The sequence below is a fragment of the Microbacterium fluvii genome (assembly GCF_025515205.1).
Classification (GTDB): Bacteria; Actinomycetota; Actinomycetes; order Actinomycetales; family Microbacteriaceae; genus Microbacterium; species Microbacterium fluvii.
The window spans coordinates 357,265-371,563 of record NZ_JAOPFX010000002.1; the positions used below are offsets into that span (position 1 = coordinate 357,265).

Genomic DNA, 14,299 nt, shown 5'->3' on the forward strand with positions numbered 1-14,299 from the left:
TACGGCGCGTCCCGTCCGTAAGCGGAGGTGAAGGGTGCTCATCGCAGGAACGCCGCGGCGACGCCCGAGTCGACAGGGATGTGCAGGCCCGTCGTGCGGCTGAGCTCGGGACCCGTGAGCACGTACACGGCGTCGGCGACGTTCTCGGGCACGACCTCGCGCTTGAGGATCGTGCGGTTCGCATAGAACTGCCCGAGGTCCTCTTCGTTCACGCCGTAGGTCGCGGCGCGGTTGGCGCCCCAGCCGCTGGCGAAGATGCCCGAGCCCCGAACGACGCCGTCGGGGTTGATGCCGTTGACCCGAACGCCGTGCTCACCGAGCTCGACCGCGAGCAGCCGCACCTGGTGCGCCTGGTCGGCCTTGGTCGCCGAGTAGGCGATGTTGTTGGGGCCGGCGAAGACGCTGTTCTTCGACGAGATGTAGATGACGTCGCCGCCCATCCGCTGCTCGATGAGCGCCTTGGCGGCGGCCTTCGACACGAGGAACGAGCCCTTGGCCATGACGTCGTGCTGCAGATCCCAGTCCTTCTCGGTGGTCTCCAGCAGCGGCTTCGACAGCGACAGCCCCGCGTTGTTGACGACGAGGTCGATGCCGCCGAACGCCAGCACGGTCGCGTCGATCGCGGCCTGCACGCCGTCGGCGTCGGCCACGTTCGCGGCGACGCCGATCGCGACGTCGGTGCCGCCGAGTTCGGCGGCGGCGGCCTGCGCCTTCTCGAGGTCGAGGTCGGCGACGACGACGCACGCGCCCTCGGCGGCCAGGCGCGTCGCGATCGCCTTGCCGATGCCGGATGCTGCGCCGGTGACGAACGCGATGCGGCCCTGGTGCGTCTTGGGCTTCGGCATGCGCTGGAGCTTGGCCTCCTCGAGCGCCCAGTACTCGATGCGGAACTTCTCGGCATCCGAGATCGGGGCGTAGGTCGACAGCGCCTCGGCGCCGCGCATGACGTTGATCGCGTTGACGTAGAACTCGCCGGCCACGCGCGCGGTCTGCTTGTTGGCGCCGTACGAGAACATGCCCACACCCGGCACGAGCACGATGAGCGGGTCGGCTCCGCGGATCGCGGGGCTGTCGGCATCCGCGTGCGCGTCGTAGTAGGCCTGGTAGTCGGCGCGGTACTCGGCGTGCAGCTCCTGCAGGCGGGCGACGGATGCCTCCACCGACGCGTCCGCCGGCAGGTCGAGGATCATCGGCTTGACCTTGGTGCGCAGGAAGTGGTCGGGGCAGCTGGTGCCCAGCGCCGCGAGTTCGGGCGCGCGCTCTGCCGCGAGGAAGCCCGTCACGACGTCGGAATCGGTGAAGTGGCCGACCATCGGCTTGTCGGTCGAGGCGAGACCGCGGATCGTGGGGGCGAGAGCGGCCGCCTTCGCGCGTCGCTCTGCCTCGGGGAGGGCCTCGAAGCCGGCGCGCACGCCGCCGAACGGGTCGGCCTTGCCGTGCTCCGCGATGTAGGCGGCGGCGGTCTCGATGATCCACAGCGAGTTCGCCTCGGCCTCATGCGACGTCTCGCCCCACGCCGTGATGCCGTGGCCGCCGAGGATCGTGCCGATCGCCTGCGGGTTCTGCGCCTTGATGGCGGCGATGTCGAGGCCGAGCTGGAACCCGGGGCGGCGCCAGGGCACCCACACCACCTTGTCGCCGAAGATCGTCGAGGTGAGCTCCTCGCCGTCGGCGGCGGTCGCGATCGCGATGCCGGAGTCGGGGTGCAGGTGGTCGACGTGCGCGGCGTCGACGAGGCCGTGCATCGCGGTGTCGATCGAGGGGGCGGCCCCGCCCTTGCCGTGCAGGCAGTAGTCGAAGGCCGCGACCATCTCGTCTTCGCGGTCGACGCCGGGGTAGACGTCGACGAGCGCGCGCATGCGGTCGAGGCGCAGCACCGCGAGGCCCTCGGGCTTCAGCGTCCCGAGGTCGCCGCCGGAGCCCTTGACCCACAGCAGCTCGACCGGCTCGCCCGTCACCGGGTCGGTCTCGGTGCCCTTGGCGGAGGTGTTGCCGCCGGCGTAGTTGGTGTTCTTCGGGTCCGCGCCCAGGCGGTTGCTGCGGGCGATGAGCGCCGCGACGGTGTCGTTGGTCATGCTCATGCTCCCCATCCGGCCTGCACGCCGCCGACGCGGTCGGCCTCGATCTTCTCCTGGTAGCCGGATGCCGCGTACGCGGCCATCGGGTCGGCCGGAAGGCCGCGCGACTCACGCCATTCGGCAAGGGCCGGGCGCACGTCGGTGGAGAACGCGTCCATGAACACGGCGTGGGCGGCGAGCACATCCTCAGCCTCCTGCGCGGCGGCGAGCGCGGCACGGTCGACCAGCAGCGCGCGGGCGGTCATCTCCTGCACGTTGAGCACGGAGCGGATCTGCCCGGGGATCTTCTTCTCGATGTTGTGGCACTGGTCGAGCATGAAGGCGACGTCGGGGTTGTTGAGGCCGCCGCCGCGGATGACCTCGAAGAGGATGCGGAACAGCTGGAACGGGTCGGCGGCGCCCACGATGAGGTCGTCGTCGGCGTAGAAGCGGCTGTTGAAGTCGAACGAACCGAGCTTGCCCAGGCGCAGCAGCTGCATCACGATGAACTCGATGTTGGTGCCCGGAGCGTGGTGGCCCGTGTCGAGGCACACCATGGCGCGCTCGCCGAGGGCGGCCACCTGCACGTACGAGGTCCCCCAGTCGGGAACATCGGTGTGGTAGAACGCCGGCTCGAAGAACTTGTACTCGAGCACGAGGCGCTGCTCGCCCGACAGGCGCGCGTAGATCTTCTGCAGCGACTCGGCGAGGCGGTCCTGGCGGCCGCGCAGGTCGGCCTGGCCGGGGTAGTTCGAGCCCTCGGCCAGCCAGATCTTCAGATCGCGCGAGCCCGTGGCATCCATGATGTCGATGCACTCGAGGTGGTGGTCGATCGCCTTCTGCCGCACCTTCGGGTCGAGGTGGGTGAGCGCGCCGAACTTGTAGTCGTCGTCCTGGAAGGTGTTCGAGTTGATCGTGCCGAGGCTCACGCCCAGGTCTTCGGCGTGCGCGCGCAGGGCGGCGTAGTCGTCGACCTTGTCCCACGGGATGTGCAGCGCGACGCTCGGGGCCAGGGCCGTGACGCGGTTGACCTCAGCGGCGTCGGCGATCTTCTCGAACGGGTCACGCGGGGTGCCGGGGGTGCCGTACACCTTGAACCGGGTGCCGGAGTTGCCGAAGGCCCACGAGGGCAGCTCGATGCCCTGGGCTTCGAGGGAGGACTGGATGTCGGGAGTCAGGATGCTCACGATGCGTCGCTTTCGATGGTGGATGGATTCGTGGGGTCTGCGGAGTCGCCGGCGGCGGAGCCTGCGGCGGCGAGCTGGTCTTCGAGGTGGAACACCTCGGTGAGGGGGGTGGCGGCCTGGTCGGGCCGCCCGTCGAGGCCGACGAAGAAGCGGCCCATCTCGGCCTCCCAGCGGGCGGCGACGGCGGATGCTGCCAGGTAGGCCTGCGCGGCGGCATCGTCGTCGGTCTCGTAGTAACCGACCAGGCGTCCGCCGTCGGCGAGGAAGAGGGAGTAGTTGCGCCGGCCGGCCGCCGCGATCTCGGCGAGCATCTCGGGCCAGACGGGGGTATGGCGGGCGATGTACTCGTCGAGGAGCTCGGGGCGGACCTGGAGCTGGAACGAGACGCGCGTCATGGGAGGGGCCTTTCGGGGGTGGGGTGCCCGGCCGGCCCTGAGGACCGGCCGGGCAGGCGACTCAGAAGTCGAAGTCGCCGATGTTGTCCGCGTCGAACACGTACGGGTCGCCCAGCAGCACCGTCGCGTCGGCGCCGACCTCGTAGGAGCCGAGCTTGCCGGCCTCGAACGAATCGCCCTCGGCGCCGGTGATCTCACCGGTGATCAGGGCCTGCGCGGCGTAGGCGGCGAGGTAGCCGAGGTCTTCCGGGTTCCAGAGGGCGAACGCCGTGACGGTGCCGTCTTCGACGTACTCGCGCATCTGGTTGGGGGTGCCCAGGCCCGTGATGGCGACCTTGCCCTTGTAGTCCGACGTCGAGACGTAGCGGGCTGCGGCGGCGATGCCGACCGTGGTGGGCGAGACGATGCCCTTCAGGTCGGGGTAGGTCTGCAGCAGCGCCGCGGTCTTGTCGAACGACGTCTGGTCGTCGTCGTCGCCGTAGACCACGTCGACGAGCTCGATGTTCGGGTGGTCGGAGGCCAGCAGCGTCTTCATCGTCTCGATCCACGCGTTCTGGTTGGTCGCGTTGGCCGAGGCCGACAGGATCGCGATCTGGCCCTCGTCGCCGATCTGCTCGGCGATGAGGTCGACCTGCACCTTGGCGATGCCGTCGGCGGTGGCCTGGTTGATGAACAGGTCGCGGCAGTCGGGGTTGGTGTCGGAGTCGAAGGTGACGACCTTGACGCCCGCGTCGCGCGCCTCGTTGAGGGCGTCGCAGATGGCCTCGGGGTCGTTGGCCGACACGACGAGGCCGCCGACACCCTGCTGGGTGGCGGTGTTGATGTAGCTGACCTGCGCGTCGGGGGTCGCCTCGGCGGGGCCGACCTCGGCGAACGTGCCGCCGAACTCCTCGACGGCCGCCTTGCCGCCCTTGCTCGAGGTGTCGAAGTAGGGGTTGCCGAGGTTCTTGGGCAGGAACGTGATCGCGAGGTTCGCGTCACCGCCGGCGGCGGCCGACTCGCTGGGCGAGCTGCTCGACCCCGTGTCGGCGCAGCCGGCGAGTGCCAGCACCGCCGTCACGGCGACGGCTGCGACAGCCGCCACACGCTTGCGTGCAAACGTCATTGTTCTTTCCTTTCGTGGGGTCCACCGCGGCGGGTGCCGTCGGCGGGCGGTTGCGGTCTCGTCATGATGCTGTGGAGACCGCGACAGGTGAGATCCGGCCGGGGCGCCTGCGGGCCCGCTGCAGCCATCCGAGGATGCTGCCGGCGACGACCGAGAGCACCAGGAGCACGCCGGTGATGATGTTGATGACGTCGGAGGTGACGTTGGCCAGGCGCAGGGCGCTGGAGAGCACGCCGATGAGCACGGCCGCGGCGACGACGCCGTGCAGGGCGCCGCGGCCGCCGAACACCGACACCCCGCCGAGCACGACCGCCGCGATCACCTGGAGCTCGAGCCCCGTCGCGTTGTCGCCGCGGGCGCTGCCGAACCGCAGGGTGAAGAAGATGCCGGCGAAGGCCGACACGACACCGGCGAGCACGAACAGGATGAAGCGGGTGCGCTCGACGTTCACGCCCGAGAACCACGCGGCATCCTTCGACAGGCCGATCGCGAAGATGCCGCGGCCGAACGGGGTGAAGTGCAGCAGCACGACGAAGACGACCAGCAGGATGAGGAACGGCACCATGATGTAGGGGATCGTCGTGCCGGCGATCTTGGCCTTGGCCAGAGCCGTCCACAGCTCGGGGAAGTCGGTGACGGCCGTCGTGCCGAGAAGCCCCACCGCGAGGCCGCGGAAGAGCGCGAGCGTTCCGATCGTGACGGCGAGCGAGGGCAGCCCCACGACTGTCACGAGGAATCCGTTGAGCGCACCGCCGACGACGCTCACGAGCAGGGCGAGCAGGGCCGCGACCTCGAAGGGCAGCCCGGCGCTCACGCCGACGCCGGTCACGACGCTCGCGAGCCCGACCATCGAGCCCACCGACAGGTCGATGTCGCCCGTGATCATGATGAGGGTCATCGGCAGCGCGATGAACAGGATCGGCGCGATGTCGAGCAGCAGGTAGTTCAGCGTGATCGGCTGGGCGAAGCCGCGCACCGAGAACGATGCGACGAGCACGACGACGATCAGCAGGGCGATGATCGCCGACTCGCGGGTGAGCAGCACGCGTCGCCAGAGCGGACGGTCGAAGTCGCGGATGACGCGAGTCGTGGCGGTGGTGGTGGCCGTGGTCATGAGTGGTCCCTCGCCTCGATGAGCCGCCGTTTCTGCCGCACCGCGAGCACGCGGTCGAGCACGATGGCGCCGATGATGAGCACGCCGACGACGGCGCGCTGCCAGAAGTCGGGGATGCCGAGGATCGGCAGCGCCCGGTTGATGGTCATCAGCAGCACGGCGCCGATCGCCGCGCCCCAGACCGAGCCGACGCCGCCGGTGATGGCGACGCCGCCGATGACGGCAGCGCCGACAGCATCCAGTTCCCATCCGGCACCGGCCTGCGAGCTGACCGAGCCGTATCGGGCGGCGTAGAACACGCCCGCCAGGCCCGCAAGGGCGCCGGAGAGGATGAAGGCGGTGAGGATGCGGCGGGTCACCCGCAGTCCGTAGAGCTCTGCGGCCGAAGGGTCGGAGCCGATCGCGTAGTACTCGCGGCCGCCGCGGGTGTTGCGCATGTACCAGGCGGCGGCGGCCAGCACGACGAGGGCCACGATCGTGAGGATCGGGATCGTGAGGATCTGGCCGGTGCCCAGCGCAAGGAAGTCCTTGGGCATGTCGGACGCGTTGACGCGGTTGCTGCCGGCCCACGCGACGTTGATGCCGCGGTAGGCGTAGAGCGTCCCGAGGGTGATCACCATGGCGGGCACCTTGGCGTAGGCCACGAGCGCGCCGTTGATCAGGCCCAGCACGCCGCCGAAGAGCACCGCGAGCACGACGACGGCGATGATCGGAAGGCCAGGCACGTCGATGAACAGACGCCCCGTGAGGTAGGCCGACAGGCCCATCACCGAGCCGACCGAGAGGTCCACGTTGCGCGTGATGATGACGATCGCCTGGCCGACCGCCACGAGCACGAGGATCGAGGGGGTCAGCAGCAGGTCGCGCCAGCCGTCGGTGCTGAACAGGAACGCGGGGTTCTTGACCGTGGCGGCGACGATGACGATGGCGAGGGCGACGAGGATGCCGAACTCGCGGGCCTTGCCGAGCGCGCCGATGCGCTTGGTCATCCCCGAGACGGGGATGCGGGTGGTGGAGGTGAAGGTCATGAGTGCTGTCCCTCTGCGTGCGTGGCGGCGTACATGACGTTCTCGCTGGTGGCGTTCTCGCGCGCGATCTCGGCGGTGATGCGGCCCTCGCGCATGACGAGCACGCGGTCGGCCATGCCGAGCACCTCGGGGAGCTCCGACGAGATCATGAGGATGCCCATGCCCTGGCCCGCGAGCTGCGAGATGAGGCGGTGCACCTCGCTCTTGGTGCCGACGTCGATGCCGCGGGTGGGCTCGTCGATGATGAGCACAGTGGGGTTGGTGGCCAGCCACTTGGCCAGGACGACCTTCTGCTGGTTGCCGCCGGAGAGGGTCGCGGCGACCGTGTCGAGCGCGTGCGACTTGACCTCGAGGCGGCTCGCCCACTCCTTGGCGGCGCGGTTCTCCATGCCGGTGGTCAGCAGCCCGAACTTCGCGAGCTGGCGGCGGATGGCCAGCGTGATGTTCTGGCCGACGCCCGACTCGATGACGAGGCCCTGCTTGCGGCGGTCTTCCGGCACCAGGGCGATGCCGGCGCGCATGGCGTCGGCGGGCTTGCCCTTGGGCACCGTCCTGCCCGACAGGCGCACCGTGCCCTCGCGGTAGTCGTCGACGCCGAAGACGGCGCGGGCCACCTCGCTGCGGCCGGCGCCCACGAGGCCCGCGAGCCCCACGATCTCGCCGGAGCGCACCGTGAACGAGATGTCGTGGAAGACGCCGGGGCTCGTGAGCCCCTCGACCTCGAGGAGGGCCTCGCCTATCGCGGCCTCCTGCTTGGGGAAGAGGTCGGTGACCTCCCGGCCGACCATCTGGTGCACGATCTCGTCGACGGTGGTGTCGGCGATCGCGCTCGTGGCGATGTAGGCGCCGTCGCGCATCACCGTGATGGTGTCGCACAGGTCGAAGACCTCGTCGAAGCGGTGCGAGATGAAGATGAGGGCGCGTCCCTCGTCTCGGAGGCTCCGCGCGATCGTGAAGAGGCGCTCCACCTCGACGCCGGAGAGGGCGGCGGTCGGCTCATCCATGATGAGCAGGGTCGCGTCGAGCGAGACGGCCTTGGCGATCTCGATGACCTGCTGGTCGGCGATCGACAGGCCTTCGGCCGGGCGGTCGGGGTCGATCAGCACGCCCAGGCGCGTGAACAGGCGCTCGACCTCGTGGCGCATCGCCTTGCGGTCGATGCGGCCGGCGCGGCCGGTGGGCTGGCGCCCCATGAAGATGTTCTCGGTGACCGACAGGTCGGGGAACAGCGTCGGCTCCTGGTAGATCACCGCGACCCCGGCGGCCTTGGACTGCGCCGTCGAGGTGAAGTCGACGTCTTCGCCCTTGAGGCGGAAGACGCCGCCGTCGCGCTGGTAGAGACCGGCGACGATCTTGACCAGTGTCGACTTTCCGGCGCCGTTCTCACCCACGAGGGCATGGATCGACCCGGCGTCGACCGAGATGGTGCCCGAGCGCAGTGCGATCACCGCCCCGAAGGCCTTCTGCACGTCCGCGAGTTCCAGCACAGGCGCTGCTGACATCGGGGACACCACCCACTCTCATCATTGAGGGAGTGAATCGTTTCAGTCCCTGCCGAAGCGAGATTAGGACACGCTCCGATCCGGTGTCAAGATGAGCCGGACGATCGTGCATGATTCGTTTCACATCGATCGGATAGAGTGCACGACGAAGGAGGACCGATGGCGGTCAGCGTGCGGGACGTCGCCGACGACGCGGGAGTGTCGGTGGGCACGGTCTCGAACGTGCTCAATCGGCCCGAGAAGGTCGCCGCCGACACGGTCGCCCGTGTGCAGGCCTCGATCGCCCGGCTCGGCTTCGTGCGCAACGACGCCGCAAGGCAGCTGCGCGCCGGCCGCAGCCGCACGATCGGCCTCGTCGTGCTCGACCTGCGCAACCCCTTCTTCACCGAGGTCGCCCGCGGCGCCGAGGAGCGCGCCGCCGAGCACGGCCTGTCGGTGCTCGTGGCCAACAGCGACGAGAAGCACGATCGCGAGGCCACCCACCTCGACCTGTTCGAAGAGCAGCGCGTGTTCGGCGTGCTGGTCACCCCCGTCGCCGAGAACCTGCCTCGCCTGAGCCGCATGCGCGACCGCGGCATCCCCACCGTGCTCGTCGACCGCGAGTCGCACGATCCGACCTTCGCGTCGGTCGCCGTCGACGACGTCGAGGGCGGGCGCATCGCCGCCGAGCACCTCCTCGCCCAGGGGCGGCGCCGCCTCGCGTTCGTCGGCGGTCCTGTCGCCATCTGCCAGGTCTCCGACCGCCTCGCCGGCGCCGAGGCCGCCGTCGCCGCGGCGGGCGGGATGCTGGAGTTCATCGGCACCGACGCCCTCACCGTCGACGAAGGCCGGCGTGCGGGGCGCAGCATCCTGAATCGCCCCGCCGCCTCGCGACCCGACGCCGTCTTCGCCGCGAACGATCTGATCGCCCTCGGCATGCTGCAGAGCCTCGTCATGACCGGCGACGTGCGCGTGCCCGACGACATCGCGCTGATCGGCTACGACGACATCGACTTCTCGGCCGCCGCCGTCATCCCGCTGAGCTCGGTGCGCCAGCCTGCCGCGCTGATCGGCTCGAACGCCGTCGACCTGCTGCTGGAACTGCAGCAGGGCTCGGTGCTGCAGCGCCAGCACATCGTCTTCCAGCCCGAGCTCGTGGTGCGGGCCTCGACCGTCGGGGTCTGATCAGCCGCGGACGCGCGCCTCGCGGGGGAGGGCGATCGGGGTCGTGCCGGCGACCTCGTCGGAGAACTCCGCGGGGGCGGGCGTGACGATCGCGATCGGCACGGTCTCGTCGATCGTGAGGCGGAAGCGCTTGGTCTCGTGACGGCTGATGCGGCCGGAGGCCAGCATCCACGTCGCCCCGATGGCGAACGCGACGAACGCCGCCGCCGAGCCGACGAGGATCGCGGTGCGCGGGCCGAACTCCGACGCCACCCAGCCGACGATCGGGGCGCCGATGGGGGTGCCGCCCATGAGGATCGCCATGTAGAGCGCGAGCACGCGGCCGCGCAGGGCCGGGTCGGTCGTGGTCTGCACGTAGCCGTTGGCGGTGGTGAGGGTCGTCACGACGGCGAAGCCGGTCAGCGGGATCACCAGCGCGTAGGTGAGGTAGGTGGGCATGAACGCCGAGAGCAGGGATGCGGCGGCGAACAGTGCGGTGCCGGCGATCACGACCCGCACCCTGGCGCGGTCGCGACGGGCCGCGAGCAGGGCCCCGGCGAGCGAGCCGATCGCGATGATCGAGCTGAGGAGGCCATAGCCGTCGGCCTCGCGGCCGAACTCGAGCGCCATCGTCGAGGCGAAGATCGGGAAGTTCATGCCGAAGGCGCCCAGGAGGAACACGACGGCGAAGATCACGACGAGGTCTGGCCGCTTCGCGACGTAGCGGAAGCCGTCGGCCAGACGCGCCGAGCCGTCGGCCTTCGCGCGGGGGATGAGGTCGTCGGTGCGGATGAGCTTGAGGGCCACCAGCATGCCGACGAAGGTCAGCGCATTGACCAGGAACACCCACCCGGTGCCGACCGCCACGATCACGATGCCCGCCACTGCCGGGCCGATCATGCGGGCGCCGTTGAACGACGCGGCGTTGAGGGCGACCGCGTTCGACGCGTTCTCGCGGCTCACGAGGTCGGAGACGAACGCCTGCCTGGCGGGGTTGTCGAAGGCGGCGACGACGCCCAGCGCCAGAGCGAAGACGTACATGAGCGGCAGGGTCATCATGCCCATCAGCAGCAGGGCGCCGATCGCGAGGCCGAGCACGAGCAGCAGCGACTGGGTGAGCAGCAGCAGGCGGCGGCGGTCGAAGCGGTCGGCGACGTAGCCGGTGACGCCGACCAGCAGCAGCGGCGGCGCGAACTGCAGCGCCATCGTGATGCCCATCGCGGCGGCGTCGTTGTGGGTGAGCTCGGTGAGCACGACCCAGCTGAGGGCTGTCGACTGCATCCAGGCGCCGACGTTCGACACGAGTGCGCCGATGAACCAGACGCGGTAGTTGAAGACCGAGAACGAGCGGAACATGGCGCTCATGACGACGCCACCTCCCGCATCAGGTCGGCCGCGGCGGCCAGGGTCGCCAGCTGGTCGGGCGAGAGGTCGGCGAGAGCGGCCTCGAGCCACGCGTCGCGGCGGCGTGTGGTCTCGTCGACGGTGGCTTGACCGAGGTCGGTGAGGGCGATGTTGACCTTGCGCCGGTCGGCCTCGTCGGGGGTGCGCGAGAGGTAGCCGCCCTCTTCGAGGCAGTTGACCGTGCGGTTCATCGAGGGGGCGGTGACCCGCTCGCGGTCGGCGAGCTCCGAGAGGGTGTGCGGGCCGTGCACCTTGAGGGCGGCGAGCACGGCGTACTGCCCGTCGCTCATGGTGTCGACGGCCTGCTGGGCGCGCAGGCGCCGGGCGAGGCGGAAGGTCGCCATGCGCAGATCGGATGCCGCGTGGGCGAGGTCGGGGGAGGCGTCTGAGGGGGTGGTGCTCGTCGTCATCAGAATCCTTAGCTTAGCTCATTAGCTGTGCTAAATAAATGTCGTCTCGCCCACCGCGCGGGCGGGTCCTAGAGTCGTGCCATGCCCGCATCCACCCGCTCCTTCACCGACGCGCACGGCATCGAGATCTTCTTCGACGTGCACCCGGCGGCATCCGCCCCGCGCGCCGTCGTGCAGCTGCTGCACGGCGTCGGCGAGCACGTCGGGCGCTACGCCGCGCTCATCGAGGCGCTCGTCGCCGACGGCTACACCGTCTATGCCGACGACCACCGCGGGCACGGCCGCACCGGCATGACGCAGCACGGCGGCGATGCGACGAAGCTCGGCGAGCTCGGCCCCGGAGGGCTGCGCGCGGCGGTGGCCGCCGTGGCGCAGCTGACCGAGCTGATCCGCGCCGAGAACCCCGACCTGCCGCTCGTGCTGCTCGGGCACTCGTGGGGGTCGTTCCTGGCGCAGATGCTCGTCGACCGCGACCCCGAGGCCTACGACGCCGTCGTTCTCAGCGGCTCGTCGCTGCGCTGGCCGGGGTCGCTGAACTCGGGCGACCTCAACAAGCCGTGGAAGAAGCCGGGGGCGATGGGCACCGAGTGGCTGTCGTCCGATCTCGCGGTCGGTCAGGCGTTCCTCGACGATCCGCTCACGACGACCCGCACGCTGCCGCAGCTGTTCGGGGTGTTCGATGTGCTGCGCCTGATCGGAAAGCCCCGCAAGAGCCTCGGCCGCGACCTCCCCGTGCTGCTCATGGTCGGCCGCGACGACCCCGTTGGCGGGCCGCGGAGCGTCCACCGCCTCGCCGACGCCTACCGCACGCGGTCGGGGCTGACCGACGTGACGACCCTCGTCTACCCCGGCGCGCGGCACGAGATCTTCAACGAGGTCGCCCAGGTCGATGTGCGCGCCGACCTGCTCGCCTGGCTCGACCAGCGCTTCGCCGCCCGCGACTGACCCGCGCCTAGGCTGGAGCCATGCACGGTGAGTACAAGGTTCCTGGCGGAAAGCTCGTCGTCGTCGACCTCGAGGTCGTCGACGGTCGCATCGCCGACTTCCACCTCGCGGGCGACTTCTTCCTCGAGCCCGACGACGCGCTCGCCGACATCGATGCGGCCGTGACGGGGCTGCCCGTCGAGTCGGATGCCGCCACCATCGCCGCGGCGGTGCGCGCGGCCCTCCCCGAGGGTGCGCAGCTGCTGGGGTTCACTCCGGATGCCGTCGGCACCGCCGTGCGGCGGGCCCTCGTGACCGCACCCGGCTGGAAGGACTTCGACTGGGAGATCGTGCACGAGCGCCCCGTCTCGCCGCGGATGAACCTCGCCCTCGACGAGGTGCTCACGACCCGCGTCGGCGACGGCCGGCGCAACCCCACCCTGCGGCTGTGGGAGTGGAACGAGTCGGCGGTCGTGATCGGGTCGTTCCAGTCGCTGCGCAACGAGGTCGACCCGGAGGGGGCTGCCCGCCACGGGTTCGACGTCGTGCGGCGCATCTCGGGCGGCGGCGCGATGATGATGGGCGCGAACTCGATCGTGACCTATTCGCTGTACGTGCCGGCATCCCTCGTCGCCGGAATGACCTTCGCCGACTCGTACGCCTTCCTCGACGACTGGGTGCTGCAGGCGCTGCGCTCGCTGGGCATCGAGGCGACCTACCAGCCCCTCAACGACATCGCGTCGCCCAGCGGCAAGATCGGCGGCGCTGCGCAGAAGCGCCTCGCCAACGGCGGCGTGCTGCACCACGCGACCCTCAGCTACGACATGGATGGCCAGGTCATGACCGAGGTGCTGCGCATCGGTCGCGAGAAGCTCAGCGACAAGGGCACGGTGTCGGCCGCCAAGCGCGTCGATCCGCTGCGCAGCCAGACCGGCCTGCCGCGCGAGGCGATCATCGAGCGGTTCATCGAGACCTTCGCCAAGCTCTACGGCGCCGTGCCCGGCACGATCTCGGCCGACGAGTACGCCGAGGCAGAGGCCCTCGTCGATTCGAAGTTCTCGACCGACGCGTGGCTGACGCGGGTGCCGTGACGGATGCTGCGCCCGGCGCCGCCCCCGCCGGCACGGTCGAGATCCACCACGGAGACAATCTCGAGGTGATCCGCGGCTTCGCCGACGCGTCGTTCACGCTGATCTACCTCGACCCGCCCTTCAACACCGGCCGCCCTCGCCACCGCGCCATCGAGACCGCCCTGCCCGCGAGCGGGGACGAGCGCGAGGTCAAGGGCGGGTTCCGGGGCGCGCAGTACGCGCGGCTGCGGGGCGACCTCCGGCGCTACGACGACCGGTTCGACGACTACTGGAGCTTCCTGGAGCCGCGGCTCATCGAGGCCTGGCGACTGCTGGCGCCCGACGGCACGCTGTACCTGCACCTCGACTACCGCGAGGCGCACTACGCGAAGGTGCTGCTCGACGCCCTCTTCGGCCGCGAGCACTTCCTCAACGAGCTGATCTGGGCCTACGACTACGGCGCCAAGAGCAAGCGCCGCTGGCCCACCAAGCACGACACGATCCTCGTGTACGTGAAAGACCCCACGGCCTACTGGTTCGACTCCGAGGAGGTCGACCGCGAGCCCTACATGGCGCCCGGTCTCGTCACCCCCGAGAAGGCCGCTCGGGGCAAGCTCCCCACCGATGTCTGGTGGCACACGATCGTGCCCACGAGTGGCCGCGAGAAGACGGGGTACCCCACCCAGAAGCCCGAGGGCATCCTCCGTCGCATCGTGCAGGCCTCCAGCCGCCCCGGTGATCGGGTGCTCGACTTCTTCGCCGGCAGCGGCACGACCGGGGCGGTCGCCGCATCCCTCGGCCGCCACGCCGTGCTCGTCGACGACAACGCCGAGGCGATCGCCGTGATCCGCGCCCGCATCCCCTCCGCCGTGCTCGCCCCCTGACCCCCACTCCGATTACGGTCACGACGCGCCGTGCGTGCGACGCGTGCACACGGCGTGTCGCGTCCGTAAGCGGGAT

13 protein-coding genes are annotated in these 14,299 nt (G+C 70.2%); 4 read left to right on the forward strand and 9 right to left on the reverse strand.

The genetic code is table 11. From position 1 onward, the window contains the following. Positions 1-38: 38 nt before the first annotated feature. The 7 genes from OAW74_RS10325 to OAW74_RS10355 form a co-directional block, all read right to left on the reverse strand. Entirely contained in the window at positions 39-2,075 is a 2,037-nt protein-coding gene (locus OAW74_RS10325; protein WP_262874278.1) for a bifunctional aldolase/short-chain dehydrogenase, read from the reverse strand. A gap of 2 nt (positions 2,076-2,077) precedes the next feature. Continuing rightward, complete coding sequence (gene rhaI / locus OAW74_RS10330; RefSeq protein WP_262874279.1) at positions 2,078-3,244, reverse strand: L-rhamnose isomerase; 1,167 nt, start codon at positions 3,242-3,244, stop codon at positions 2,078-2,080. Further along, positions 3,241-3,639, reverse strand: coding sequence for an L-rhamnose mutarotase (locus tag OAW74_RS10335; RefSeq protein WP_262874280.1), 399 nt, complete (start codon positions 3,637-3,639; stop codon positions 3,241-3,243). Before OAW74_RS10335 ends, rhaI begins: the two co-directional genes overlap by 4 nt. A 61-nt stretch (positions 3,640-3,700) precedes the next feature. Next, entirely contained in the window at positions 3,701-4,744 is a 1,044-nt protein-coding gene (gene rhaS / locus OAW74_RS10340) for a rhamnose ABC transporter substrate-binding protein (protein ID WP_262874281.1), read from the reverse strand. Between the two features lie 61 nt (positions 4,745-4,805). Then, positions 4,806-5,858, reverse strand: coding sequence for an ABC transporter permease (locus OAW74_RS10345; RefSeq protein WP_262874282.1), 1,053 nt, complete (start codon positions 5,856-5,858; stop codon positions 4,806-4,808). Beyond that, positions 5,855-6,886, reverse strand: a complete 1,032-nt coding sequence (locus OAW74_RS10350; protein WP_262874283.1) for an ABC transporter permease — start codon at positions 6,884-6,886, stop codon at positions 5,855-5,857. Before OAW74_RS10350 ends, OAW74_RS10345 begins: the two co-directional genes overlap by 4 nt. Next, positions 6,883-8,388 carry a sugar ABC transporter ATP-binding protein gene (locus OAW74_RS10355; protein WP_262874284.1) on the reverse strand — a complete coding sequence of 502 codons (1,506 nt, stop codon included), beginning with the start codon at positions 8,386-8,388 and terminating at the stop codon, positions 6,883-6,885. Before OAW74_RS10355 ends, OAW74_RS10350 begins: the two co-directional genes overlap by 4 nt. A gap of 159 nt (positions 8,389-8,547) precedes the next feature. On the opposite strand from OAW74_RS10355, the gene OAW74_RS10360 reads away from it, so the two are divergent. Then, positions 8,548-9,552, forward strand: a complete 1,005-nt coding sequence (locus tag OAW74_RS10360; protein WP_262874285.1) for a LacI family DNA-binding transcriptional regulator — start codon at positions 8,548-8,550, stop codon at positions 9,550-9,552. Here OAW74_RS10360 and OAW74_RS10365 read toward each other — a convergent pair whose 3' ends face one another. Further along, entirely contained in the window at positions 9,553-10,896 is a 1,344-nt protein-coding gene (locus OAW74_RS10365) for an MFS transporter (RefSeq protein ID WP_262874286.1), read from the reverse strand. Then, positions 10,893-11,345 carry a MarR family winged helix-turn-helix transcriptional regulator gene (locus tag OAW74_RS10370; protein ID WP_262874287.1) on the reverse strand — a complete coding sequence of 151 codons (453 nt, stop codon included), beginning with the start codon at positions 11,343-11,345 and terminating at the stop codon, positions 10,893-10,895. The genes OAW74_RS10365 and OAW74_RS10370 overlap by 4 nt, the downstream gene beginning before the upstream one ends. A gap of 81 nt (positions 11,346-11,426) precedes the next feature. Here OAW74_RS10370 and OAW74_RS10375 point away from each other — a divergent pair, with 81 nt between their 5' ends. The 3 genes from OAW74_RS10375 to OAW74_RS10385 are packed head-to-tail and all read left to right on the forward strand — an operon-like array spanning position 11,427 to position 14,223. Beyond that, positions 11,427-12,290 (forward strand): alpha/beta hydrolase, encoded by an 864-nt coding sequence (locus OAW74_RS10375; RefSeq protein WP_262874288.1) that lies wholly within the window; start codon positions 11,427-11,429, stop codon positions 12,288-12,290. A gap of 20 nt (positions 12,291-12,310) precedes the next feature. Further along, positions 12,311-13,360, forward strand: a complete 1,050-nt coding sequence (locus OAW74_RS10380) for a lipoate--protein ligase family protein (RefSeq protein ID WP_262874289.1) — start codon at positions 12,311-12,313, stop codon at positions 13,358-13,360. Next, on the forward strand, positions 13,357-14,223 hold the full coding sequence (locus tag OAW74_RS10385; RefSeq protein WP_262874469.1) for a DNA-methyltransferase: 867 nt from the start codon (positions 13,357-13,359) through the stop codon (positions 14,221-14,223). Before OAW74_RS10380 ends, OAW74_RS10385 begins: the two co-directional genes overlap by 4 nt. Positions 14,224-14,299: the final 76 nt, after the last annotated feature.

What these genes read in the sequence shown, in the direction of transcription:
- OAW74_RS10325 (WP_262874278.1), bottom strand. Translation starts at nt 2,075, where the DNA reads ATGACCAACGACACCGTCGCGGCGCTCATCGCCCGCAGCAACCGCCTG.
- OAW74_RS10335 (WP_262874280.1), bottom strand. Translation starts at nt 3,639, where the DNA reads ATGACGCGCGTCTCGTTCCAGCTCCAGGTCCGCCCCGAGCTCCTCGAC.
- rhaS (WP_262874281.1), bottom strand. Translation starts at nt 4,744, where the DNA reads ATGACGTTTGCACGCAAGCGTGTGGCGGCTGTCGCAGCCGTCGCCGTG.
- OAW74_RS10345 (WP_262874282.1), bottom strand. Translation starts at nt 5,858, where the DNA reads ATGACCACGGCCACCACCACCGCCACGACTCGCGTCATCCGCGACTTC.
- OAW74_RS10350 (WP_262874283.1), bottom strand. Translation starts at nt 6,886, where the DNA reads ATGACCTTCACCTCCACCACCCGCATCCCCGTCTCGGGGATGACCAAG.
- OAW74_RS10355 (WP_262874284.1), bottom strand. Translation starts at nt 8,388, where the DNA reads ATGTCAGCAGCGCCTGTGCTGGAACTCGCGGACGTGCAGAAGGCCTTC.
- OAW74_RS10360 (WP_262874285.1), top strand. Translation starts at nt 8,548, where the DNA reads ATGGCGGTCAGCGTGCGGGACGTCGCCGACGACGCGGGAGTGTCGGTG.
- OAW74_RS10365 (WP_262874286.1), bottom strand. Translation starts at nt 10,896, where the DNA reads ATGAGCGCCATGTTCCGCTCGTTCTCGGTCTTCAACTACCGCGTCTGG.
- OAW74_RS10370 (WP_262874287.1), bottom strand. Translation starts at nt 11,345, where the DNA reads ATGACGACGAGCACCACCCCCTCAGACGCCTCCCCCGACCTCGCCCAC.
- OAW74_RS10375 (WP_262874288.1), top strand. Translation starts at nt 11,427, where the DNA reads ATGCCCGCATCCACCCGCTCCTTCACCGACGCGCACGGCATCGAGATC.
- OAW74_RS10380 (WP_262874289.1), top strand. Translation starts at nt 12,311, where the DNA reads ATGCACGGTGAGTACAAGGTTCCTGGCGGAAAGCTCGTCGTCGTCGAC.